The organism is Pseudomonas sichuanensis, assembly GCF_003231305.1.
Taxonomy (GTDB): domain Bacteria; phylum Pseudomonadota; class Gammaproteobacteria; order Pseudomonadales; family Pseudomonadaceae; genus Aquipseudomonas; species Aquipseudomonas sichuanensis.
This window is the reverse complement of record NZ_QKVM01000036.1, coordinates 40,562-63,937: the sequence shown is the minus strand read 5'-3', so window position 1 is coordinate 63,937 and position 23,376 is coordinate 40,562. Positions and strand designations below refer to the sequence as shown.

The following is a 23,376-nucleotide window of genomic DNA, read 5'->3' as shown; positions in this document are numbered from 1 at the left end:
TGAGAACGCTGCAAAGCTGTCGCCAAGCACCTGCTGGCGCGCACGCGGTTTCAATCAGAAACCCTCGACTCCCCACCCCTGACAACCGGCACTTGTAACTGCGCATTACAAACTACGCTCATCTATCAAAGCGGCAATCGCCGCGACACGGCCCATCGGCCTTCGAAGGATCGTGCTCCAGGACCCTGCCAGACGACTGGCGGGCCGCCACCCAGGCGGCCGAGGTCCGCCGGCTGTGGCCTTCCCTGCAAGCAAACGCAGGCAACGCTGAGCGGAGATCACTATGCAGTTGAAAAAAATCGTGTGGATGCTGGCCATCGGCGGCGTGCTCTCGGCATCGTCCGTGCTGCTGCCGGACAACCTGAGCGCATTTTCAAGCGCCATGGCGAAGGACGGTGGTGGTGGCGGAGGTGGCCATGGCGGCGGCGGAGGTGGCGGAGGTGGCGGAGGTGGCGGAGGTGGCGGCCATGGCGGCGGAGGTGGTGGCGGCGGCCACGGTGGAGGGGGTAGCGGCGGCGGTGGTCATGGCGGCAGCGGCGGTGGCAGCGGTGGCAGCGGTGGCTCAGGCCACGGCGGCTCGGCAGGCGGCCATGGCGCCGACGATGGCGGCAACCACGAGGCCGGTGGCCTGCACGGTGTCGGCCACGGCGCGGACGACGGCGCCAACCATGACGCCGGCGAAGCCCACGGTGTCGGCCATGGCGCCGATGACGGCGCCAATCACGATGTGGGTGACGACCGCGGCGGCGCCTGACGCCTGGCACTCCCCGCACAGGTGTCTGTACGGCACCTGTGCAGCTTCTCCCGCCGCGCCTGGCGTGCTAGCCTCCCCGCGCCCCGCGCCTGCGGGGCAGGAAAGCCGTCATGTCAAGGAGTCAGGCAATGGACCTGCAGTTTCTGGGCACCTCCTCCGGTGTGCCCACCAAGGCCCGCAACGTCAGCGCCACCGCTGTCATCGAATCCACCGGCCACGGCTGGTACCTGGTCGATTGCGGCGAGGGTACCCAGCACCAGTTGCTGCACAGCCCGCTTTCCGTGCGGGACCTGCGCGGGATCTTCATCACCCACGTCCATGGCGACCATTGCTTCGGCCTGCCCGGGCTGCTGGCCAGCGCCGGCATGTCCGGGCGCCAGGAGCCGTTGCCGCTGGTCCTGCCCGACGCCCTGCTTGGCTGGGTGCGCCAGAGCCTGGCGGTGAGCGAGACCTTCCTGCCGTTCGAATTGCAGCTGCAGGCGCTGGAAACCTTCAAAGGCTTCAGCGCCGGCAATGTCGAAGTGAGCACGATCGCGTTGTCGCACCGCGTGCCCTCCTGGGGCTACGTGTTCGATGAGCGCGACCCCGCACCACGGCTGGATACCACCCGCCTGAAGGCTGACGGTATCCCGGCCGGGCCGCTGTGGGGGCAACTGGCCCATGGCCTGGCCGTCGCCCATGAGGGCCGCACGCTCGAGCCCCGTGATTACCTGCAACCCACGCGCCCTCCGCAACGGATCATCGTCTGCGGCGACAACGACCGCCCCGAGCTGCTTGCCGAGCTGGCCCGGGGCGTCGACGTGCTGGTACACGAAGCCACCTTCACCCAGCCGGTGGTCGAGCGCAGCCAGACCAACTTCGGCCACAGCACAGCCGCGCAGGTGGCGCGTTTTGCCGACGCCGCGGGTGTGAAGAACCTGGTGCTGACCCACTTCAGTGCCCGCTACCAGCCCACGGCCAACGGCCGTGGCAACTCGATCGCAGAAGTGCGCGAGGAGGCCATGGCGCACTACAGCGGCCACCTGACCCTGGCGCAGGACCTGCAGCGCTATCACCTGGGGCGTGACGGGCGGCTCGAAGCGCTGGACAGGGCCTGAGGCCAGCCCAGGCCCGTGCTTCAGAAGCGCTCGCCGACCATCTTGAACGGGTAAGGCTGCGACTTGTACTTGCCGATCTTGCCGCGCTTGGGCAGCTCGATCTTGTGCTTGTGGCTGAGGTCCTTGTACGGGACCTGCTGCAGCAGGTGGCTGATGATATTCAGCCGCGCCTTGCGCTTGTCCTCGGAGCGGGCCATGAACCACGGTGCCCAGGACGAGTCGGAGGCGGCGAACATGTCGTCGCGGGCGCGAGTGTACTCGTCCCAACGGTTGTACGACTTGAGGTCCATGGGTGACAGTTTCCACAGCTTGCGGCCGTCGTCGATGCGGTCCTGCAGGCGCCGGGTCTGCTCTTCGGCGCTGACCTCCAGCCAATACTTGAGCAGGATGATCCCCGACTCGACCATCATCCGCTCGAACATCGGCACCACGGTCAGAAACTTGTGTGACTGCTCATCCGTGCAAAAGCCCATTACCCGCTCGACACCGGCACGGTTGTACCAGCTGCGGTCGAAGATCACCACTTCGCCGGCGGCCGGCAAATGGGTGAGGTAGCGCTGGGCGTAGATCTGGGTCTTCTCGCGTTCGGTCGGCGCCGGCAGCGCCACAACGCGGAACACCCGGGGGCTGACGCGCTCGGTGATGGCCTTGATGGTGCCGCCCTTGCCGGCGCCATCGCGGCCTTCGAAGATGATGCACACCTTCAGGCCCTTCTCCACCACCCACTGCTGCAGTTTGACCAGCTCCACGTGCAGCTTCTTCAGTTCGCTCTCGTAGTCTTTGCGCCCGAGTTTCCCGGCGTCATTCGCTTTGTTTTTCTTGCCTGCAACCTTGGCCATCGTCTGCTCCCCTGTGCCAACCCCTGAATGCCGCGGCGCTGCCGTGGCGGATCAGAGCAGTATGGATGAGCCTCGGCGATTTGCCGGGCGGGCTGCCGGCATGTCCACTTGCCACGATTGCGGCCGCTCTGGCCCGCGGGTTCTAATCCTGTCGCCGCCGGCCCGGGCCGGCGCTCGACCTGCATTTTGGCAATTCAAGGAAGCCCCACGATGGACAGGAAGCTCGTACCGCTGGCCCTGCTGGCGACCCTGCTCGGCTGCTCGGACGACCGGCAAGCCACCGAGGCCGGCCTACGCCAGGCCGCGCAAACCTGGCTCGACAGCCAGTACCCGCATTGTTTCGTGATCAGCAGCTTCCCTACCCGCACCCGCGATTTCGACGTCGACGGCAACAACAAGGCGTTGCATGCCCTGGCTCAGGTCGGCGTGGTCAGCGAGAAAGAGATTGCCCGCACTGAAGTGCCTGCTCGCCTGTGGCAAGCGGCACGCACCGACATCTATTACGCCTACGCGCTGACCGATGAAGGTCGCAAGTACTACAAGGCCGACGCTGGCAACAACAAGGTCGGCGGGTTGTGCTTCGGCAAGGCGCAGGTCACCGCCATCGAGCAGTTCACTGCGCCGGCCGAACAGGCTGGCAGGAAGGTATCGAAGGTGACCTACCGCTACAGGGTCAGCGAACTTCCCGCATGGGCTGGCGATACCAGGGTGCAGGCCAGCGTGAAAGGCCTGGGCCAGGCGTTCGACAGCAGTCGCCAACCGCTTGAGGCAACTGCCAGCATGGCTTTGACCGAGCAAGGCTGGGTGCAACAGCAGTTGCCCAATTGAGGGCCGCTGCGCAGCCCTTTCGCGGCACAAGGCCGCTCCTACAGGGGAATGCGGTTGCCTGTAGGAGCGGCCTTGTGCCACGAACGGCCGCGCACTTGAGCCTTGTGTTAATCCTGAGAAAATCCGCACTCGCCATCCTTGCCCCGCCCCGGTCGCCCCGCGGCCGGTTTTCCGGTTCAACGATGGAGTCACACCATGAAATCCCTGTCTTTCGCCCTCGCCCTGCTGGCCGCAACCTCGGCCACTTCAGCCTTCGCCGAAGGCGGCGCCGAGCGTCTGCAAGCGCGCAACGAGCAGTTGGCGCAGCAACGCCAGCAGCAGGCCGAGGCTGTAGCCAAGCGCGATACCCATGTCCAATCGCAGGCGCAAGCGCCGCGCCAGGGCGATGCACTCAACAGCAAGCCTTGCAGCTGATGCCCGCGAGGGCCGGCAATGCTCCGGCCCTCACAACCACCAGGCCAGCACGGCCGGCAACCATACGAACGACAACAGCGTCGAGCACATCACCAGGTTGGCCACCTGCTCGGGTTCGCGATTGGCCCGCACCGCCAGCAGGTAGTTGAACACCGCCACCGGCATCGACGACTGCACCACCAGTACCGCCCGCTCCAGGCTCTGAAGCCCCAGCGCGGTACCCACCGCCCAGCCCACTGCCGCCCCCAGCACGATACGCAACCCACCCAGCACCAGGCCGCTGCCGATGTGCTGCGGGCGAATGCTGGCCAGCGAAACGCCAAGCGTCAGCAGCATCAACGGGATGGTCATGCCGCCCAGCAGGTCGGCGGTGTTGGCCAGCCAGCGCGGCAGTTCGACGTCGAGGAAGATCAGCGGCATGGCGCCGACCAGGCTGATCACGATGGGGTTGCGCAGCAGCGCCTTGAACGAGGCGGCGCCACCGGCAATGGCGATACCCAGGGTGAACTGGAAGATCGACAAGGTCAGGAAGAACGCCACCGCCAGTGCCAGGCCGTGCTCGCCGAAGGCGTACAGGCTGATCGGCAGGCCCATGTTGCCGGTGTTGGGGAACATGAAAGCCGGCATCAGCACGCGCCAGTGCCGGCCACTGAGGCGGCATACCAGGTAACCGGTCAGCGCCATGCCCAGCATGCACAGCACGCAGGCCAGGGCCATGCTGGTGAAGGCGGCGGGATCGAGTTGGGTGCGGTTGAGCGTGGACAGCACCAGCGCGGGCGTGCCGACGGTCATGACCACCCGCGCAATGAATTCGGTCGGGTAGTCCAGGCCGCGGCGGGCCCAGGTGTAGCCGATACCGGCGACGATGAACACAGGCGCCAGGACGGCGAACAACGAGGCCAGCATTGTGTAGGATCTCCCTGAAAAACCTGCCGCGCATTATGCGCATTAATGCCTCCAGGTGTGCATCGCCGTGCGCCAAGGCTGGCAACCTTGGCCTGACAGGTTCATGTGGGAGCAACTGTCTTATGTTGTCAGTGCAGGCCTCATCGCTGGCAAGCCAGCTCCCACAGGTACGATGCTTGCCTCGAGGTTAGCGCGGCCCATGTGGGAGCGGGTTTACCCGCGAAGCGCCGCGCGGGCGGCGCTCGATCTCATAGGCGCTGCAGCCCTGCCGGCGTACGCCTCGGGGTCCACCGGAGATCGCATCTACACTTCCTGGTGCTCGCCTTGGTTTCATCGCCGGGGCGAAAACCGAGCGCAATCATCAATAGTTAAAGTAAATTCTAGAATAAATAATTCTCTAAATTCATATAGTTAAAAGACATTATTAATGCTAATTATCATGTATGCCTTCTGAGGCAGACGCGTACTGAGCACATACTCGCGTGCCTGCGGCCTCTCGTCGCAGCCAGCGCCCTCTTGGCAAATCCGCCACAGCCCGTAAAATCCCGCCTCCTTTTCGCCCGTCGCCCATTCGGTGGCAACCGCCCGCAAGGACAGCGTCCGCGCCTTTCGCCACATCGCGCATGTGCCACAGGCTCAACCGCCCCCGCCCGGCCTCCCCTTGAGGTCCAGCGGTTGACCCTTGCCCAGGTCGCATTCCGTGCACGCAGCGCAAAAGGCGCAGCTTGGCTTATTCCAACCTTGAGGTACGTATGTCTCCCCGTTTGCTGGCGATGGCGCTGGCACCCCTGCTCGGCCTGTTCATCATTGCCCTGGGCAATGGCTTCATGTCTTCCCTGACCACCCTGCGCCTGGACGCGGCCGGCGAATCGGCGACCACCATTGGCGTGGTGTCCTCGGCCTACTTCATCGGCCTGACCCTCGGCGCAATCGTCAACGACCGGTTGATCCTGCGCATCGGCCATATCCGCGCCTACAGCAGCTTCGCCGCGCTGATCGGCGCGACCATCCTGTTGCAGGGCCTGTTCTACGACACCACCTGGTGGTCGATCCTGCGCCTGCTCAACGGCTGGGCTGCGGTGGGGGTATTCCTGGTGATCGAAAGCTGGCTGCTGCTGGCCGGCGACGCCAAGATCCGTGGCCGCCTGCTGGCGCTGTACATGATCGCCTTCTATGGCGCCGGGGTGATCGCCCAGGCGGCCCTGGGCGAGATCACCAGTTGGGGCGACACCGCGCCGTTCATGCTGGCCGGCATGCTCGCCACCCTGTCGGTGCTGCCGATCGTGATCCTGCCGCGGGTGTCGCCGTTGCTCGACCAGGTCGAGCCGCTCAAGCCACGCCAGCTGCTGGGCGTGGCGCCTACCGGATTGGTCGGTTGCTTCGGCTCCGGCGTGGCGATTGCCGGGATCTATGCCCTGCTGCCGTTGTACCTGCAGCGGGTCGGGCTGGACGTGGGCGAGGTCGGCGAAATGATGGCCTGGGTGATTCTCGGCGCCATGTTGCTGCAATACCCGGTGGGGCGCTGGTCCGACCGCAAGGACCGCCAGGATGTGCTGATCGCCCTGGCGGCGATGTGCACCGTGCTGTCGCTGCTGATCGTGGTGCTGCCGGTGGACACCGCGCTGTTGCCCGCCCTGCTGTTCCTGCTCGGTGGCGGGGTGTTCGCCCTGTACCCGGTGGCGGTCAGCAGCGCTGCCGACCGCGCGCCGGCCGATGCCCTGGTGCCGATGATCCAGGGCCTGCTGCTGATCAACTCGCTGGGCTCGGCCATGGCGCCGCTGACCATTTCGCCGATGATGACCTCGTACGGTGAAGTCGGGCTGTTCTGGGCATTCGCCGTGATCAACCTGGCGATGGTCGGCTTCTTCCTCTGGCGCCGGGGCAAGCGCCCGAAACCCGAGCACCCGGCGCCGTTCACTGCGGCCACCACGTTCTCGCCGACCGGCGCCGAACTGCGGGTGACCGAGGACCTGATGCATGCCGCCCAGGAGCACCCGACGCTGGACGCGCTCAACAGCGCGGCTGCGCCTCATCAGGCACGCAGCGAAAGCCACTGATGCAACCGGGGCCGCCTGCGGCCCCTTGGTTTGCCGCCCGTCGCCCGGCGGGCACCCCGGCCGCGTTTGGGCGGCCGAATCCATGACAGTTCATCCGACAGGAGACTCACCATGGATCGTTCAAGCCCGCTCGCCCTGCTCCTCGCCGTCGCGCTGGCCATCGCATCGACCAGCAGCTACGCAGCATCCGACCCTTACGCCAGCCAGCCGCAAACCAACGAAAGCGCCAAGGGTGATCAGCCCAGAGGCGCCACGGCCGGTGATGGCAGCAGTGTCAACAACCCCGGTGGCAGCAAGGACAACGACAGCAGCGACACCGGTACCAATGCCGATGCGGCCGACGGCGCTGCCGGTGGTTCGAACAGTACCGGCGAGGCTACCGGCAGCGGTGCCGGGCACACCGGTGGCACCGCCGAGGACCAGGACAGCCATTGACGGGCCTTGGCTACACTGCTGAACGACGCCCCTGCCCTGGAGACCTGGCATGAACCTCAGGTACTGGTTGCTGTTTGCCTTGCTGCCCACGGGAGCATTCGCCGCCTCGGTCAATTACAGCCCCGCCCTGGACATCAGTTCGGCGTCGTTCACCGACGGTGGCGTGATCGCGCTGCAGCAGGTGGGCGCGGACCCTGCCTGTGGCAGTGGCGAGGAAAAGTCACCGCAGGTGAGCTGGACCAACCTGCCGCAGGGCACCCGCTCGCTGGTACTGGTGATGTTCGACCCCGATGGTGGCAAGGGTTTGGGGGTGGTGCACTGGCTGGCCTACAACATCGACCCTGCGTCCGGTGGCCTGGAGGAAGGTGCTGGCGGCCAGAGCAGCCCGGTGGCTGCGCTGGGCCTCAACTCCCGTGGGGCCATGGCCTATCGCGGGCCTTGCCCACCGGCGGGGGACAATCCGCATCACTATGTGCTGACCCTGATCGCCACTGATCTTGCCCCTGGCAGCCTGCCCGGGGAGCTGGACCATCGCGGGTTGCTGAAGGCGCTGCAGGGGCATGCGCTGGGGGCGCAGAGCCTGGTGGGACGTTACGGGCATTGATCATCGCGGGGCAAGCCCGCTCCCACGCAATCCGTGGGAGCGGGCTTGCCCCGCGATGGCCCTGCGCCTACCGCCAATACTGCGCCTCATCCACCACCCGCTGGTGCTCGGCGAACAGCAACGGCAACTGCTCCTTGAGGTAGTCGATCCAGGTGCGCACCTTGGCATCCAGGTAATGCCGTGACGGGTAGATCGCATAGATCTCACGCTGGCGCAGCCGGTACGGCGCCAGCAAGCGGCACAGGCGCCCTTCCTGCATGGCCTGGCTGGCCGAATAGTACGGCAGCAACCCCACCCCCATGCCCAGCTCGGTGGCCCTGACCATCGCGTCGGCGACATTGGTGAGGAAGGTATCCTGGGGCGCGATGACGCAGTTTTCCGGGGCCTTGCCGAAGGTCCAATCCTCTTCGAACAGCGGATCGACGGTGCGCAGGCAGGTGTGCGCGTGCAAGTCCTGCGGCTGTTTGGGCACGCCGTGCCGGGCCAGGTAATCCGGCGAGGCGCAGAGAATGCTGTGGATACTGCCCAGCGGGATGGCGATCAGCTGCGAATCGGGCAGGCCCTGGCCAATGGCGATCACCACATCGTGCCCCTCGGCCAGCGGGTCGGGGTTGCGCTGCGACAAGGTCAACTCCATCACCACTTCCGGGCAGGAGGCGTTGTAGCGCGCCACCAGCGGCATCATCAGCAGGCCCAGGCCATGGGTGCAGTGCACGCGCAGCCGACCGCGGGGCGTGAGGTGGGCGCCACGGGCCTCGTCCATGGCCTCTTCGGTGAGCAGCATGATCTGCCGCGAGCGCTCGAGAAAGCGCTCGCCCGCCTCGCTCATGCGCAGGCGCCGGGTGGTCCGGTGCAGCAGGCGGGTCTGCAGCTGGTTTTCCAGCTCAGCGACGATCCGCGACACCTGCGCCGCCGAGATGTCCAGGGCGTTGGCGGCGGCGGCGAAACTGCCGCACTCCACTACCCGGGCAAAGGTGCGCATCGCATGCAGCATGTCCATGAGGTGGGCTCTCATTCATACATGAAAGGCAGGAATCTATCACGGGTTAGCCCATTTATTGTGAAACACCAATGAATGGATCATGGACACATCCCGAAAACGAGGAGCCTGTCATGAAACGTTCGATCGCTGTTGTCGCCCTATCCGCCACCCTCGCCTCGTTCGGCGCCCTCGCCGACAGCGCCACCCAGCAGCCCGTGAGCAGCAGCTACGAATACGGCATGCCGCTGGACGTGGCCAAGGTCATCTCGATCACCCCGGCCAGCAACGCCGCCGATTGCCAGGTGGGCACCGCGCACATGGTCTACGTCGACCACCAGGGCCAGACCCACCAGGTCGACTACCGCGAAATGGGTAATTGCTCGCAGCTTTGATCGATACGCTGCCGCAACTTTACTGGTAGGTGTAGATGTTCTGTTTGAGCCTCAGTAACAGGTCAGACATCTCCGACTTTTGCTCTACGCCATCGGCGGAGGCAACAAAATCGTTGATCTTTCTGTGTAGGGCGGCCAGATCCTGATTGATGCTGTCGATGATCGTGGACCGTTCGATCATGGCGAATTCCAGCAGATCATAAGTTTGCGTTCCAGGCGGTGTCAGGGGCATATATTTGACGAAGGCGAATGACTCGGTGGCTACGTGCAGCAGCCGCAGGTGTTGCCCATACCGAAAACGGTCGGCACAAGGATTGATGATTTGCAATGCTCTTGTTTTTCCCGTTTCGCGGTCGACACGGGCCGCCTTCCACTTATTGCAGTCAACACAGCCAATGGCAAGATTACTCAAGTCGAATGCCTGCTCCGGAAAGCTGGCTTTGGGATAAACGTGTTCGATATGCCAGCCATACCCGTAGTTACCGACAGGTCTGCGACAATAGGCGCATGCGCGTGAACATGTATTCTCGAGCCGTTGCACAACGCGCTTCTTGAGTGCCGTATACGCGTCCTGTTCAAGTTTAGAGAACTGCTGTAACGGTTTTTGATCTTTATCGAGCAGCGCAGCCCGTGGCGAAGAAAAACACGTCCAGGCCTTAGTCGCATCCAGGCTATTGTTCGCTACCAGGTTGATCAAACGCTGGATGGCTTTCTTTTCAACGGCCCCTACCGCCAGGCTCTTCATGCATTCGCACCGTCTTCGCTCATTGCAGCCACGTGCCGACGGACGATATCGATGGCGGAGTGGAGATTCTGCTTGTCCGCTTTGGTCACCCCAGGCGTGTCTTCAAGGTTTTTCAAGCGTTCAATGACTTCCTTGATCATGCTGGGGTAGTCAACGGCCTCCAGTACTGACTCGGCAATCTCGATATCCACGGCGGCCGTTCGAAAAGGCGCAGTGTTGAAGTCCATGAGCACGAGGCTGTCGTGGCTCACCACACTCTCCAAGGGGTGCTCCTTGAAAGAAAACTGCAGGGCGCCGTCTTGGTCTTTTTTTCGTTCCAGGACAACCACGGACGTGTCGGCAAGATCCACGTCCTTGTGCTCGAGGCCATCCTGGACGCCTTGAGAGATGATGACCGGTGCATGTGTCGCAATGACCACGTGGTAACGCTTCAAACCTTTAAGCAACTCGCATAGCGAACGATGGAAGGCCATCTGCCAGTTCAGGTGAAGACTAATTTCCGGCTCGTCGATCAACAGGATGGAACCTTCCCGAGCAACAGAAAGAATCTTCGAGTACATCAGCGCCCGATTTTGCTCGCCCGTACTCAACGCTTCAAACTCCAGCGCTGGTTTACCTCGCCCAGGCAGCTTGCTCCACATGATGACTTCGCCGTTGAGGTCTAGGTACTTGCCGAACGCCGAAATTTGCGCAGCGCTGAGCTGCGAAAGCCTGAACCGGCGATACCTCAGGTCCTCAAGTATCTTGATCTCCGTCTTGTTCAGAAACGCGCTGATTGAGCTGCCCTTGAACTTGCGTCCATCGACGAGATCTTCAATGCGTGTCCTTTTCCGGGTATTGATTTCTGCGAGAAATACCATGTCGAGTGTCGTTTCCAGCCGAGTGACGCTGACCTTCTTTCGCGTCACGCACTTGATCAGTGCGACTGCGAGCAATCGATCGATGGCACTGTGAAACACCGCGTTGTTGGAGGTCCGCGCCCCTAGATACTGGATAACCCCCCGCTGCGTCCTTTTGAAGCGATCGTAGAGCGAGTTCGTTATGCAACCGATCGCCGTGCATCGTTCGTCCTCCGCGAACTCCTCGGCCAGCCCGGAAAGCAAGCGGCTTTTACCGGTGCCATTGTTACCAATCAGGTAAGTCTGGTGCGGCCCTTTACCGGTATCCAGCGAGCGGCTGATACGCTCGACAAAAAACTCAAAACAATCGTCTTCAGTCTGAACATTCTGTTGCGGCGTTTCTGTGCTCAACGCGTGTTCCTTCGCAATACTGGCAGAAAGGAGGCATGATGCCATCACCCTCGCTACCCGAAAAGACGAGCATGCCCCATCCCGGGCGCTGCATAATCGTTGACGGGCTTCTAGGCGACGGGGGTGTCCAGTAATGCGTAGATCCACTTCGCTTGAAGCTCGATGTCCTGCACCTTGTCCTCGGGCACCGGCTGGCGGGCACGCTCGAAATTATCGAGGGTCTGCTGCTTTTGGCGCAGCATGCGCTGCCACTTGAACAGGAACGCTGGGCTGCGCTGTTCCATCAGCAGCGGGCCGAAGTACAGCTGTTCGGCACTGTAGACGACCGCCTCGCAACGCTCGGCAACGATGATTTCGTAGTCGAAGCGGTTCTCCCGCAGCACTTCTTCGCAGCGGATGCGGTAGTCGTTGTCCATCAGCCACTGGCGCAGCGGCTGCTCGCCGCCGTTGGGCTGCAGCACCAGGCGCTCCTTGCCGCTCAAGCGTTGCTTGCCGGCTTCGAGGATGTCGCGGATGGTCTCGCCGCCCATGCCGCAGATACTCACGGCAGTGATCCCATCTTGCGGCTCGATGGCCGCCAGGCCGCTGGCCAGGCGCACGGTGGCCTGTGCCTCAAGGCCGTTCTCGCGCACAGTGCGCTGGGCGGCCTGGAAGGGCGTCAGCGCCACTTCGCCAGCCACTGCCGCGGCAATCGCGCCACGGCGCAGCAGTGCCACCGGCAGGTAGCCATGGTCCGAGCCGATGTCAGCCAGCCGTGCCCCGGCCGGGATATGCGCCGCCACCCGCTCAAGGCGCGTGGACAAAGTGTGTTGGTTCAACGGTTGCCTCTTTGATCACCCAGGGCCCGGCGCCTGCGGCCGGGTCGGGGCGCGATTCTGCCGTGGGCCGGCGCGCTTATCAAATCCGCGCGACCACGGCCACGGCTCGACCCGCCCTTGGCGCTCGCGTAGGCTTGCGGGCTTTCCTCCCGTGCAAGGCAGAACATTCCATGGCAAACGACGGCATCATCTTTACCCCGGACCCGGACGCCGACTCCATCTCGTCCGACGTGGCCGAGTACAACGGCGTGCTGGTCAGCACCCAGATCCCTACCCGCGCCGACGGCAGCCTCGAGCTGGGCGACATCACCACCCAGAGCGAATGCACCCTGCAGGCGCTGAAAGTGGCCCTGGAGCGCGCCGGCAGCTCGATGGACCGGGTGCTGCACCTGACCATCTACCTCACCGACATGGCCGACCGCCCGGCGTTCAACGAGGTGTACCAGCGTTTCTTCAGCAAACCGTGGCCGGTGCGTGCGGCGGTTGGCGTGGCCTCGCTGGCGGTGGAAGGCATGAAAGTCGAAGTGACGGCGATGGCGGCCAAGGGCTGACTCGCCTCTCATCTGTATCGATTGCATACCGATTGCACATCCCCTGTAGGAGCGGCCTTGTGTCGCTCCTACAGGGGGACGTACAAGCCCAGCGAGTGAGGGTAACAGGCTGTGCAGCAACCCTTCCCGCCCCCATCCAGCAGCCTGGGGATGCCACCACCCCATTTCACCGCTACAATGCCCGCCTTACCGTGACAGCCCGAACCTATAACGACATGTCCCTTCCAAAGCACCACCTGGAACTGCTCAGCCCTGCCCGTGACGTGAGCATCGCCCGCGAGGCGATCCTGCACGGCGCAGACGCCATCTACATCGGCGGCCCTAGCTTCGGCGCGCGCCATAACGCCTGCAACGAGGTCAGCGAGATCGCCGAGCTGGTGGAGTTCGCCCGGCGCTATCACGCGCGGGTGTTCACCACCATCAACACCATCCTCCACGACAACGAGCTGGAGCCGGCGCGCAAGCTGATCCACCAGCTGTATGACGCCGGGGTCGATGCGCTGATCGTGCAGGACCTGGGAGTGATGGAGCTGGACATCCCGCCGATCGAACTGCACGCCAGCACCCAGACCGACATCCGCACCCTGGCCCGGGCCAAGTTCCTCGACCAGGCCGGTTTCTCGCAGTTGGTACTGGCCCGTGAGCTGAACCTGCAGGAAATCCGTGCCATCGCCGCTGAAACCGACGCGGCCATCGAATTCTTCATCCATGGCGCGCTGTGCGTGGCCTTCTCCGGCCAGTGCAACATCTCCCACGCTCAGACCGGGCGCAGCGCCAACCGTGGCGACTGCTCCCAGGCCTGCCGCCTGCCGTACACCCTCAAGGACGACCAAGGCCGTGTGGTCGCCTTCGAGAAGCACCTGCTGTCGATGAAGGACAACAACCAGACCGCCAACCTGGCCGACCTGGTGGATGCCGGCGTGCGCTCGTTCAAGATCGAGGGCCGCTACAAGGACGTGGGCTATGTGAAGAACATCACCGCCCACTACCGCAAAGAGCTGGACGCCATCCTCGAAGGCCGCCCACAGCTGGCCCGCGCCTCCAGCGGGCGCACCGAGCACTTCTTCGTGCCCGACCCGGACAAGACCTTCCACCGAGGCAGCACCGACTACTTCGTCAGCGACCGCAAGATCGACATCGGCGCCTTCGACTCGCCGACCTTCACCGGCCTGCCGGTGGGCGTGGTGGAAAAAGTCGGCAAGCGCGACCTGCAGGTAGTGACCGACGTCCCCCTGAGCAACGGCGACGGCCTCAATGTGCTGGTCAAGCGTGAGGTGGTGGGTTTCCGCGCCAACATCGCCGAACTCAAGAGCGAGTCCGAAGACGACGGGCAGAAGCGCTACCGCTACCGCGTCGAGCCCAACGAGATGCCCGAGGGCCTGTACAAGCTGCGCCCCAACCACCCGCTGTCGCGCAACCTCGACCACAACTGGCAGCAAGCCCTGCAGCGCACCTCGGCCGAGCGCCGGGTGGGCGTCGAGTGGCACGCGGTGCTGCGCGAGCAGCGCCTGATGCTGACCCTCAGCAGCGAGGAAGGCGTGAGCGTGCAGGTGGCCCTGGATGGCCCGTTCGGCACGGCCAACAAGCCGCAACAGGCGCTTGACCAGTTGCACGACCTGCTCGGCCAGCTCGGCACCACCATGTACCACGCCAACGCCATCGAGCTGGACGCGCCGCAGGCGTACTTCATCCCCAACTCGCAGCTCAAGGCCCTGCGCCGCGAAGCCATCGAGGCGCTGACCGAGGCGCGGGTCAAGGCCCACCCCCGTGGCGCTCGCAAGGCCGAGACCACGCCAGCGCCGGTGTACCCCGAGTCGCACCTGTCGTTCCTGGCCAACGTCTACAACCAGAAGGCCCGCGACTTCTACCACCGCCATGGCGTGCAACTGATCGACGCCGCCTACGAGGCCCATGAAGAGCACGGAGAAGTGCCGGTGATGATCACCAAGCACTGCCTGCGCTTCTCCTTCAACCTGTGCCCCAAGCAGGCCAAGGGCGTCACCGGCGTGCGTACCAAGGTCGCACCGATGCAACTGATCCAGGGCGATGAGGTACTCACCCTCAAGTTCGACTGCAAGCCGTGCGAGATGCATGTGATCGGCAAGATGAAGAGCCATATCATCGACCTGCCCACCCCGGGCAGCGCCGTGGCCCAGGTGGTCGGGCATATCAGCCCGGAAGACCTGCTCAAGACCATCCCGCGCGCACCGCATTGATCGGTATCCGCGGGCAAGCCCCGCTCCTACAGACACAGCAGCACTTGTAGGAGCGGGCTTGCCCGCGAATTGCACCAGAACGAACCACTAAAGTCTCATTAGAGACTTTTTGACTTGATCACCTAGCTGTTTTCTGCACAATGCCAAGCATGCGACCCACGCGAGGCAATCCGATGCACCCCACCCCTCACGACGAACGCCTGCTCAAGGCCCTGGCCAACGCCATGGTGGTCCACCCCCGTGCGACCCTGAAGGAGCTGGCCGAGACCGCCGGCGTCAGCAAGGCCACCCTGCACCGCTTCTGCGGCACCCGCGACAACCTGGTGGAGATGCTGGAGAACCATGGCGAGCAGGTGCTCAACCAGGTCATCCGCGACGCCGACCTCACCCGCGCCGAGCCACTGCCCGGGCTGCGCCACCTGATCGCCGAGCACCTCAAGCACCGCGAGATGCTGGCCTTCCTGATGTTCCAGTACCGCCCCGACACGCTGCTGGGCGACAGCGAGGATCGCCGCTGGCACGCCTATACCCAGGCCATGGACGCGTTCTTCCTGCGTGCCCAGCAACTGGGCGCGCTGCGTATCGACATCAGCGCGGCGGTGCTCACCGAGATGTTTCTGAGCATGATCTTCAGCATGGTTGATGCAGAACGGCGCGGCCGAGCGGCCAGTGCGACGTCGGCGCTGACACTGGAGCGGTTTTTCCTGTCAGGGGCGCTCGTTCAGAGCCCATGACCCCAACCGGAACTTGGATAGGGCAACAGAGCGGCTGCCCCATGCTGGGGCGGCTCATTATTTGAAGATAACCGTTGCAGCAACTAAGTTCACTTCTCCTGACCATACACAGTGAAGTCGAACTCATTACTTCTTCCCGCAGGGTAGAACCCTGCAAACTCTGGATCGTCGTTCAAGGCCTCCACTGAAAACACCAGCATATCTAGCCAAGGAATTTCGCCTGAATATAAATGCGTATAAATCGCGGGCTCGCTCTTTTTCCAGATACTACAGACCCTGCCATTTCCATCTGCGCTAAGTCCAATATTCTTGAACCTACCTATCTCGGCTTTTTTCGCAAATAATACGCCAGCCTGAGCACCGAACATATTTTGCGGTGAACAGTGAAAATGCCCAACCAGGTGCCATACACCTGGGGCTTTCTTGCCATTTAATTTCATGATCTCTGCTTTGATCTCGGTACCCATGACCACGCTCCCATCGCCTATGTCTTGCGACCGCTAGTTAATAGTCAGCATATGGGATTCACAAACGCGAGCAACTGGCATTTTTAATAGTTGACTACGTTCCAAGGTAGTCGCTTGCCATTCAACCGAACGCGCTGGCAGAAACACTGTCCGCCTACTTCAAGCCGACCTTGCAAGCAAAGCCACGGGAAATTTCTGGCAAAAAAAAGCCCTTGGGCACAGGTCCCAAGGGCAAAGCGGTTGGACAACCCAACCAAAGGAGTCGTTGCCTAGCCCTTCGCCGGCCAGCCGCCGCCCAAGGCGCGGAACAGGTCGACCAGGGCCAGCTGGCGCTGTGTGCTGGCCTCGATGAAGGCCGCTTCGTTCAGGTAGCTGCTGCGCTGCGCATCCAGGTAGCGCAGATGGTTGTCCACCCCGCCCTCGTAGCGCGCCTTGGCCAGGGCCAAGGTCGCCCGACTGGTGTCGGCCAGGGCACGCCGCGCGGTTTCCTCGCGGCGCAGGGTGTCTGTGGCGGCCAGGGCATCGGCGACCTCGCGGAACGCGCCCTGGATCGTGCCTTCATAGGCGGCCACCGCCGAATCCTTGCGCGCCTCGGCCAGGCTCAGGCCGGCGCGGTTGCGCCCGGCGTCGAACAGCGGCAGCGACAGCTGTGGCATGAAACTCCAGCTGCGCGAGCCGCCGTCGAACAGGCCGGACATCTGCGCGCTGGAGGTGCCGAAGCTGCCGGTCAGGCTGATCCGCGGGAAGAACGCTGCCCGCGCCGCGCCGATATCGGCATTGCGCGCCCGCAGCCGGTGTTCGGCGGCCAGGATGTCCGGGCGCCGCTCGATCAGCGCCGACGGCGCGCCGGGGGCGATGTCCTGCAACACCACTGGCTCGCCCGAGCGCTCGGCCGGGATCGCCCTGGCCGCCTCGCTGCTGCCCAGCGGCAACACCAGGGCGTTGTAGGCCTGGCGCTGCTGGCGCACGATCACTTCCACCTCGGCCCGCGACTGCTCGACCAGCCCCAGGGCTTCCTGGTGATCCAGCTCGGTGGCCGTGCCGACCGAACGCCGCTGGCCAACCAGGGCCAGGGAGTCCTCGCGGCTGGCCAGGGTCTGGCGGGTCAGGGCCAGGGCCAATGCCTCGTTGGCCACGGTCACGGTCTACACCGGGAACGCCGCTGGCGCAGCGGCCTGCTGTTCGCCGGCCGAGTCACACCCGGCCAGGGCCACGGCCACCGCCAACCAGCTGGCCACCCCTATTGCACGCAAGTTGCCCATGAAATCACCCGAGCCTTTGATTGAAAACGGCGCGAATGGTACTCATACAGCCTGAGTGAGTCAATTTAGTCTCATTTGATATTCTTGTGAAATATTGTAAGCACATGCCCGGTCGTCGCCTCGAGGCACTCCCAGGCCGGACCAGGCGTCAAATGGGCACAATCCCCCTGCGGAGAATGCTCATGGCCCTGCATGCCGTAGCCTCGCTCGACCAACTCGACGAACAGCGCCCGCTGCGCGTTCAGGCCGGGACCGAAGAGGTCGTCCTGGTTCGCCATGGCGACCAGGTGCGCGCCTATCAGGGCAATTGCCCTCACGAAGGGGCGCCGCTTGATGAGGGCGTAGTGTGCGGCGGCCTGCTGGTTTGCCCCTGGCACAAAGCCGCATTCGCCGTGGATGAAGGCGCAGTGTGCGAACCGCCCGCACTGACGGGCCTGCGCCGCTACCCCGTGCAGATCAAGGGCGACCAGGTCTGGGTCGATGATCAAGCCCTGCCCCTGGCGGCAACGCCCCGTCACAGCGATGCACGGGTGTTCGTGGTGGTCGGTGCCGGCGCGGCCGGTTCGGCGGCCGTGGCCACCCTGCTCGACCATGGCTTCGGCGGGCGCCTGGTCTGGGTCGATCAGGAACAGCCCAACGCCTACGATCGCACCGCCCTGAGCAAATTCGTCATTGCCGGGCAGATGCCGCCGGACGAGGTGCCGACGCTGCTGGAGCCCGACGTGCTGCGCCAGAAGCAGTTGCAGCGCCTGCACGCCAAGGTGCGCAGCCTGAACGTGGCCAACCGTGAAATCGTCCTCGCCGATGGCCAGCGCCTGAAGTACGACGCAGCCCTGCTGGCCACTGGCGGCAAGCCGAAACGGCCCGAACTGCCCGGCGTGCAATTGCCCGGCATCTGCGTGCTGCGCTCGCGCGAAGACGCCGCGCGCCTGCTCGACCTGGCCGAACCGGGGCAGCCAGTGGTGATCGTCGGCGATGGCTTCATCGGCCTGGAAGCGGCTTCGGCACTGCGCAAGTACGGCTTGCAGGTGCATGTGGTGACCCGCCATGCGGTGCCGCTGGCAAAACAGCTGGGCGAGCGCATCGGCCTCAGCCTGCGCGAGCTGCATGAGCGCAAGGGCGTGGTGTTCCATGGCCCCACCGAAGTGACCGCGTTCGAAGGCGGTGAGCGGGTCGAGGCCGTGATCCTCGCCAACGGCGAGCGCCTGGCAACGCCCTTGGTGCTGCTGGGCACCGGCGTCACGCCGGCTACCGAGTGCCTCCAGGGCCTGCAACTGGGCGAAGATCGCTCGGTGCAGGTCGACGCCCATCTGCAAGCCGCCGAAGGCCTGTGGGCGGCCGGCGACATCGCCACCTTCCCCCTCGCCGGGCGCCCGGTGCGCATCGAGCACTGGCGCCTGGCCCAGCAACACGGGGTGATCGCGGCCGCCAACATGCTCGGTGAGCGGCGCCGCTACGACGATGTGCCGTTCTTCTGGACCTACCAGCATGGTCGCACCCTCGAGGTGCTCGGGCATGGGCGCCAGTGGAACCGCATCGAGTATGTCGGTGAGCCCGAGCACGGCGATTTCATCGCCCTGCAATGCATCGACGACCAGGTCGAGGCGGTGATCGCCAAGGGCTATGCGCGAGCCATGGCGGTACTGTCGCAACGGCTGAAACGGCCGTTGTCCAGCCGCGAGGCCCGGGAGCTGATCGATGCCTGGCCAGACTGACTCAGTCCAGCGCGCCGTGCAGCACCTCGTAGATCAAGCCAGTGGCAGCCGCCACCAGGATCAGGTCGGCCCCCGCCTGGAGCCAGTCGTAACCATCGTAATGGGGCAGCTGGCCCAGCAGCCTGCCGTCGAGTTTCTTGGCAATGCCCGGAGGTAACGGCTTGCCTCGGGCGAGGTTTTTCTGGATGCCTGGCGGCAGCGGCGCCGCAGGTGCCCAGTAGTCACGGTGACGGTCAAGGGTGATGCGCACCCCACCGATATCCACCTGGGGCCCACTGTGGTAGGCATTGCCCGCTTTGTCTGGTTTGCCCTTGCCTGCTTTATCGTGCTGCTGGCCATGGGCGTTGCCTTTGCCCTGGCCGTTGCCGGGATCCGCCAGCAGCAGCGGCGAAGTGCCGAGCATGGCGAGGCTGGTGACGATGGCGATGATCCGCTGCGACTTCATGGGCCTGCTCCCTGGTGATCGATTGACGCACCGTCAAGCATCGACCACCCCTCGCACCAGGGCAAGGCTGGCACCTGCATCTTTCAAAGTGCCCGGGTTCTGTGTAAAACCACCTGACCCTCATCGCATGCAAAGGATTCCCGGCAATGATCTACCGCCCCCTCGGCCACAGTGGCCTGCAAGTCTCGGCCCTCACCCTCGGCAGCATGATGTTCGGTGAACAGACCAGCACCGAAGACGCCCTGCGCATCATCGACAAGGCCTGGGACCAGGGCATCAACTTCGTCGACACCGCCGATGTGTACAACGGCGGGCGTTCCGAGGAGATCGTCGGCGAGGCGGTGGCGCGCAACCGCCAGGAGTGGATCGTCGCCTCCAAGGCCGGCTACGGCCCGGTGGATGGCCTGCCCAACCGCAGCGGGCTGTCGCGCAAGCACCTGTTCAACGCCATCGAAGCCACGCTCACGCGCATGGGCACCGACTACCTGGACATCTACTACCTGCACCGCGAAGACCACAGCGTACCGCTGGAGGAGACCGTGCGCGCCATCGGCGACCTGCTGGCGCAAGGCAAGATCCGCTACTGGGGCGTGTCCAACTTCCGCGGCTGGCGCATCGCCGAGATCTGCAACGTCGCCGACAAGCTCGGCGTGGCCAAACCAGTGGTCAGCCAGCCGCTGTACAACATCGTCAACCGCCAGGCCGAGCCCGAGCAGCTGACCGCAGCGGCTTACCATGGCCTGGGCGTGGTGCCGTTCAGCCCGCTGGCCCGCGGCGTGCTCAGCGGCAAGTATGCCCCGGGCTCGGTGCCGGACGCCGGCAGCCGCGCCGGGCGCCAGGACAAACGGATCATGGAGGTGGAATGGCGCCAGGAGTCGCTGGGCATCGCCCAGAAGATCCACGCCTACACCGAGGCCAAGGGCGTGGGCATCGTCGAGTTCGCGATTGCCTGGGTGCTGAACAACCGCCTGGTCAGCTCGGCCATCGTCGGCCCACGCACCGAGGCGCAGTGGGACACCTACGCCGGTGCCCTGGAGGTGAAGATCAGCGCCGAAGACGAAGCCTTCATCGATTCGCTGGTGACCCCGGGCCATGCCTCCACGCCCGGGTTCAACGACGTGGCGCACTTCGTCAGCGGGCGCCTGCCGCGCGCCTGAGTGCTGCCAGGGTGGTGCGGCTCAGCGCCGCGCCACCTGCCACAGCCGTGCAATGTCCCCTGCCCGAGCCTTGAGCAGATTGCCCGCATCGGCACAGGCCTGCTCCAGGCTCATCGGCCCGCTGGCCAGGGCAAACGCGGCGTCGATGCCGTGCGCATACAGCTGCTCATAGCCCGCGCCCAAGGTGCCAGCCAGCACCACAACGGGCACGCCATGGCGTTTGGCGACCCGCGCGACGCCCATGGGGGTCTTGCCACGCAGGGTCTGCGCATCGAAACGCCCTTCGCCGGTGATCACCAGGTCGGCGCCCTGCACCAGCGTATCCAGCTGTGCCAGCTCAGCCACCACCTCGACGCCTGGGCGGAACTGCGCGCCCATGAAGGCCTTGGCCGCGAAGCCCATGCCGCCGGCCGCGCCGCTGCCCGGCTGGTCACGTACATCCTTGCCCAGCAACTGCGCGCAATGGTCGGCGAAATGGCCCAGTGCCTGGTCCAGCGCCTGCACCTGCTCGGGGCTGGCACCCTTCTGCGGGCCGAAGATCGCCGAAGCGCCATTGGCGCCGCACAGCGGGTTGTCGACATCGGCGGCGACTTCGACCTGCACTTGCGCCAGGCGTGGGTCGAGGCCGCTGGCGTCGATGCGGGCCAGTTGCGCCAGGGCCAGGCCGCCTTCAGCCAGCGGCTGGCCATCTGCATCCAGCAGGCGCAGGCCAAGGGCGCGCAGCATGCCGCTGCCGCCGTCGTTGGTGGCGCTGCCGCCGATGGCCAGGACAATGCGCCGAGCGCCGGCCGCCAAGGCTGCGCCGACCAGCTCGCCAGTGCCCCAGGTGCTGCTGCGGCAGGCATCGCGTTGGGCGCTGGGGATCAGCTGAATACCGCTGGCCTGGGCCATCTCGATCACGGCGGTGCGGCTCTCGGGCAGCCAGCCCCAGCTGGCTTCGACACTGGCGCCCAGCGGGCCGCGCACCACCTGGCGGCGCTGTTCGCCCTGGCTGGCGGCGACGATGGCCTCCATGGTGCCTTCGCCGCCATCCGCCATCGGGCACTCGACCAGGGTGGCCTGCGGCCACACCTGGGCCAGGCCACTGGCGATGGCGCGGGCAACACCGGCAGCGTCGAGGCTGTCCTTGAACGAATCGGGGGCGATGACGACTTTCATGGCGCTACTCCTGTATTGATACCTCGCATGCTGACAGTTGTGTGATGGGGTGGCCTCTGTCGAATGCACAAAGGTGGGAGGTGGGTGTTTGGGCGGATGACTGGTTGATCCGGATTGGGGGATGGCCGCCAGGTGCCTGGCAAGATATTGGGTGAAGACCACCAGGTGTTCGCCGATGATTTTGCAGCGCCTATCAGATCGAGCGCCGCGCGGGCGGCGCTCGATCTCAAGAGCGCTGCAAAACTTTCGCCTGACACCTGGCCGCTCTCGATCTCAGAACAACTGCCAGGTGTACATCAGGATCAATCGGTTCTCATCGATATCGCTGCGATAGTTGGACCGCGCCATGGCATTGCGCACCCGGATCCCCAACCCCTTGAGCACCCCGCTCTGCACCGCATACCCCAGGTCGATATCCCGCTCGCGGTCGCGCCCCTCGAAGCCCTTGCCGGTGTCGACGTTGTCGCCGGTGATGTAGCGCACCGTGGCCGTCAACCCCGGGATACCCATGGCCGCGAAGTTGTAGTCATAGCGCAGCTGATACGAGCGTTCGTCGGTATAGGCGAACTCATAGGTCGGCACTTCGTTGCCCAGCGGGCTGATGTTGGCGAACACCCGCGGGAACGGGCTGTCGCCGTACATGGCCTGGTAACCGGCGCCGAAGCTGTGCCCGCCACGCTTGGCGGTGAACATCGAAAAGAATGCCTGGTTGTCGATATCACCCAGCAGCGCATCGCCATCCTCGCGGGCCGTGAAGTAACCCAGGTTGGCACTGAGTACCCAGTCCCCCAAGGGTTTGCTGTGCTTGAAGCCCACGAAACTCTGCTGGTAGATATCTTCCAGTTGCCCATGCCACAGGCTCAGGCTGCTCAGGTTGGCATTGAACCCATAGTCGCCGCCGACATAGTTGAACGCATCGCTCTCGGCCTGGCGCATCGGCACATGGCCGAGCATGGCGTTGAGCTTGCCGTCGCCGGCTTCATTGCGCAGGTGGGTGGAGCCGAGGTGGCCGGCCTGCACGGTCAACCCGTCGATTTCACTGGAGCTCAGGCTCACGCCCTGGTAGGTCGGCGGCAGCAGGCGGATATCGCTGAAGGTCAGCACCGGCAGGTTGGGCTGCAGTTCACCGACGCGCAGTTCGGTCTTCGACAGCCGCGCCTTGAAGGTCGGGGCGATGCGGCTGTACTCGCTGGCGGCGCGACCATCGCCGTGCACCGGCAACAGGCCGGTGTTGACCCGGTCGGGGCTGCTGTCCAGGCGGATGCCGAGCAGGCCCAGTGCGTCGATACCGAAGCCGACGGGGCCCGGCGTGTAGCCGGACTTGAAATCGAGGATGAAGCCCTGGGCCCACTCCTCGGCCTTGGACTGCTGGTTGGCGCCGACGATATCCGAATAATCACGGCTGAAGTAATAGTTGCGGGCACTGAGGCTGGCCTTGGCATCCTCGAAGAAGCCGCCGTCGGCAGCCCACAGTGGTTGGCTGAGCAGGCTCAGGCCGATGGCGACGCAAGGGGTTTGGTTCATTCCGAAGCTCTCTGATCTTGTTGTTA

Annotated in this window: 23 protein-coding genes and 1 pseudogene; 13 read left to right on the top strand and 11 right to left on the bottom strand. The window is 64.5% G+C overall.

Features of this window, described 5'->3' with window-relative positions:
• Window positions 1–283 precede the first annotated feature (283 nt).
• Together DM373_RS29080 and DM373_RS18695 are read left to right on the top strand one after the other, a co-directional pair.
• Window positions 284–754, top strand: coding sequence for a hypothetical protein (locus DM373_RS29080; protein WP_208642808.1), 471 nt, complete (start codon window positions 284–286; stop codon window positions 752–754).
• A 128-nt stretch (window positions 755–882) separates the two neighbouring features.
• On the top strand, window positions 883–1,851 hold the full coding sequence (locus DM373_RS18695) for a ribonuclease Z (RefSeq protein ID WP_110994996.1): 969 nt from the start codon (window positions 883–885) through the stop codon (window positions 1,849–1,851).
• 20 nt (window positions 1,852–1,871) lie between these two features.
• On the opposite strand, the gene ppk2 is transcribed toward DM373_RS18695, so the two are convergent.
• Window positions 1,872–2,690 carry a polyphosphate kinase 2 gene (gene ppk2 / locus DM373_RS18690; protein WP_110994995.1) on the bottom strand — a complete coding sequence of 273 codons (819 nt, stop codon included), beginning with the start codon at window positions 2,688–2,690 and terminating at the stop codon, window positions 1,872–1,874.
• 210 nt (window positions 2,691–2,900) lie between these two features.
• On the opposite strand from ppk2, the gene DM373_RS18685 reads away from it, so the two are divergent.
• Entirely contained in the window at window positions 2,901–3,518 is a 618-nt protein-coding gene (locus DM373_RS18685; protein WP_110994994.1) for a hypothetical protein, read from the top strand.
• A 195-nt stretch (window positions 3,519–3,713) separates the two neighbouring features.
• Window positions 3,714–3,932 (top strand): hypothetical protein, encoded by a 219-nt coding sequence (locus DM373_RS18680; RefSeq protein ID WP_110994993.1) that lies wholly within the window; start codon window positions 3,714–3,716, stop codon window positions 3,930–3,932.
• Between the two features lie 30 nt (window positions 3,933–3,962).
• Here DM373_RS18680 and DM373_RS18675 read toward each other — a convergent pair whose 3' ends face one another.
• Window positions 3,963–4,838 (bottom strand): AEC family transporter, encoded by an 876-nt coding sequence (locus tag DM373_RS18675; RefSeq protein WP_110994992.1) that lies wholly within the window; start codon window positions 4,836–4,838, stop codon window positions 3,963–3,965.
• A 752-nt stretch (window positions 4,839–5,590) separates the two neighbouring features.
• On the opposite strand from DM373_RS18675, the gene DM373_RS18665 reads away from it, so the two are divergent.
• The 3 genes from DM373_RS18665 to DM373_RS18655 all read left to right on the top strand — a co-directional run bounded on the left by DM373_RS18665 (window position 5,591) and on the right by DM373_RS18655 (window position 7,934).
• Window positions 5,591–6,895, top strand: a complete 1,305-nt coding sequence (locus DM373_RS18665) for an MFS transporter (protein WP_110994990.1) — start codon at window positions 5,591–5,593, stop codon at window positions 6,893–6,895.
• A gap of 111 nt (window positions 6,896–7,006) precedes the next feature.
• Window positions 7,007–7,330 (top strand): hypothetical protein, encoded by a 324-nt coding sequence (locus DM373_RS18660; protein ID WP_110994989.1) that lies wholly within the window; start codon window positions 7,007–7,009, stop codon window positions 7,328–7,330.
• Window positions 7,331–7,379: 49 nt separating this feature from the next.
• Window positions 7,380–7,934 carry a YbhB/YbcL family Raf kinase inhibitor-like protein gene (locus DM373_RS18655; protein ID WP_110994988.1) on the top strand — a complete coding sequence of 185 codons (555 nt, stop codon included), beginning with the start codon at window positions 7,380–7,382 and terminating at the stop codon, window positions 7,932–7,934.
• Between the two features lie 67 nt (window positions 7,935–8,001).
• Here the strand turns inward: DM373_RS18655 and DM373_RS18650 are convergent, their stop codons facing one another.
• Window positions 8,002–8,934, bottom strand: a complete 933-nt coding sequence (locus DM373_RS18650) for a LysR family transcriptional regulator (RefSeq protein WP_110994987.1) — start codon at window positions 8,932–8,934, stop codon at window positions 8,002–8,004.
• A 113-nt stretch (window positions 8,935–9,047) separates the two neighbouring features.
• Here DM373_RS18650 and DM373_RS18645 point away from each other — a divergent pair, with 113 nt between their 5' ends.
• On the top strand, window positions 9,048–9,308 hold the full coding sequence (locus DM373_RS18645) for a DUF2790 domain-containing protein (protein WP_110994986.1): 261 nt from the start codon (window positions 9,048–9,050) through the stop codon (window positions 9,306–9,308).
• A 19-nt stretch (window positions 9,309–9,327) separates the two neighbouring features.
• Here DM373_RS18645 and DM373_RS18640 read toward each other — a convergent pair whose 3' ends face one another.
• From DM373_RS18640 to DM373_RS18630, 3 genes are all read right to left on the bottom strand, one after another.
• Window positions 9,328–10,053: an HNH endonuclease gene (locus DM373_RS18640; RefSeq protein WP_110994985.1), complete on the bottom strand. Its 726-nt coding sequence runs from the start codon at window positions 10,051–10,053 to the stop codon at window positions 9,328–9,330.
• Entirely contained in the window at window positions 10,050–11,303 is a 1,254-nt protein-coding gene (locus DM373_RS18635; RefSeq protein WP_157966859.1) for an AAA family ATPase, read from the bottom strand. The genes DM373_RS18640 and DM373_RS18635 overlap by 4 nt, the downstream gene beginning before the upstream one ends.
• Window positions 11,304–11,413: 110 nt before the next feature.
• The gene (locus DM373_RS18630; protein ID WP_110994983.1) at window positions 11,414–12,121 is read right to left on the bottom strand and encodes a tRNA (adenine(22)-N(1))-methyltransferase; all 708 of its coding nucleotides are present in this window, start codon (window positions 12,119–12,121) and stop codon (window positions 11,414–11,416) included.
• Between the two features lie 170 nt (window positions 12,122–12,291).
• On the opposite strand from DM373_RS18630, the gene DM373_RS18625 reads away from it, so the two are divergent.
• The 3 genes from DM373_RS18625 (at window position 12,292) to DM373_RS18615 (ending at window position 15,622) form a co-directional block, all read left to right on the top strand.
• Window positions 12,292–12,672, top strand: a complete 381-nt coding sequence (locus DM373_RS18625) for a RidA family protein (RefSeq protein WP_110994982.1) — start codon at window positions 12,292–12,294, stop codon at window positions 12,670–12,672.
• A gap of 215 nt (window positions 12,673–12,887) precedes the next feature.
• Window positions 12,888–14,888, top strand: coding sequence for a peptidase U32 family protein (locus tag DM373_RS18620; RefSeq protein WP_110994981.1), 2,001 nt, complete (start codon window positions 12,888–12,890; stop codon window positions 14,886–14,888).
• 173 nt (window positions 14,889–15,061) lie between these two features.
• Window positions 15,062–15,622 carry a TetR/AcrR family transcriptional regulator gene (locus tag DM373_RS18615; protein ID WP_110994980.1) on the top strand — a complete coding sequence of 187 codons (561 nt, stop codon included), beginning with the start codon at window positions 15,062–15,064 and terminating at the stop codon, window positions 15,620–15,622.
• 89 nt (window positions 15,623–15,711) lie between these two features.
• Here DM373_RS18615 and DM373_RS18610 read toward each other — a convergent pair whose 3' ends face one another.
• A complete protein-coding gene (locus DM373_RS18610) occupies window positions 15,712–16,089 on the bottom strand; it encodes a hypothetical protein (RefSeq protein WP_110994979.1) in 378 nt (125 codons plus the stop codon).
• Between the two features lie 269 nt (window positions 16,090–16,358).
• Window positions 16,359–17,204, bottom strand: a pseudogene (locus DM373_RS18605) (efflux transporter outer membrane subunit); the annotation flags it as partial.
• A 329-nt stretch (window positions 17,205–17,533) separates the two neighbouring features.
• Here DM373_RS18605 and DM373_RS18600 point away from each other — a divergent pair.
• Window positions 17,534–19,066 carry an FAD-dependent oxidoreductase gene (locus DM373_RS18600; protein WP_110994978.1) on the top strand — a complete coding sequence of 511 codons (1,533 nt, stop codon included), beginning with the start codon at window positions 17,534–17,536 and terminating at the stop codon, window positions 19,064–19,066.
• Between the two features lies 1 nt (window position 19,067).
• Here the strand turns inward: DM373_RS18600 and DM373_RS18595 are convergent, their stop codons facing one another.
• Entirely contained in the window at window positions 19,068–19,511 is a 444-nt protein-coding gene (locus DM373_RS18595; RefSeq protein ID WP_110994977.1) for an anti-virulence regulator CigR family protein, read from the bottom strand.
• Window positions 19,512–19,657: 146 nt separating this feature from the next.
• Here DM373_RS18595 and DM373_RS18590 point away from each other — a divergent pair, with 146 nt between their 5' ends.
• On the top strand, window positions 19,658–20,668 hold the full coding sequence (locus tag DM373_RS18590) for an aldo/keto reductase (RefSeq protein WP_110994976.1): 1,011 nt from the start codon (window positions 19,658–19,660) through the stop codon (window positions 20,666–20,668).
• Window positions 20,669–20,689: 21 nt separating this feature from the next.
• On the opposite strand, the gene DM373_RS18585 is transcribed toward DM373_RS18590, so the two are convergent.
• A complete protein-coding gene (locus tag DM373_RS18585) occupies window positions 20,690–21,826 on the bottom strand; it encodes a glycerate kinase (protein ID WP_110994975.1) in 1,137 nt (378 codons plus the stop codon).
• Window positions 21,827–22,099: 273 nt separating this feature from the next.
• Window positions 22,100–23,350 (bottom strand): OprD family porin, encoded by a 1,251-nt coding sequence (locus DM373_RS18580; RefSeq protein ID WP_110994974.1) that lies wholly within the window; start codon window positions 23,348–23,350, stop codon window positions 22,100–22,102.
• Between the last annotated feature and the right edge of the window lie 26 nt (window positions 23,351–23,376).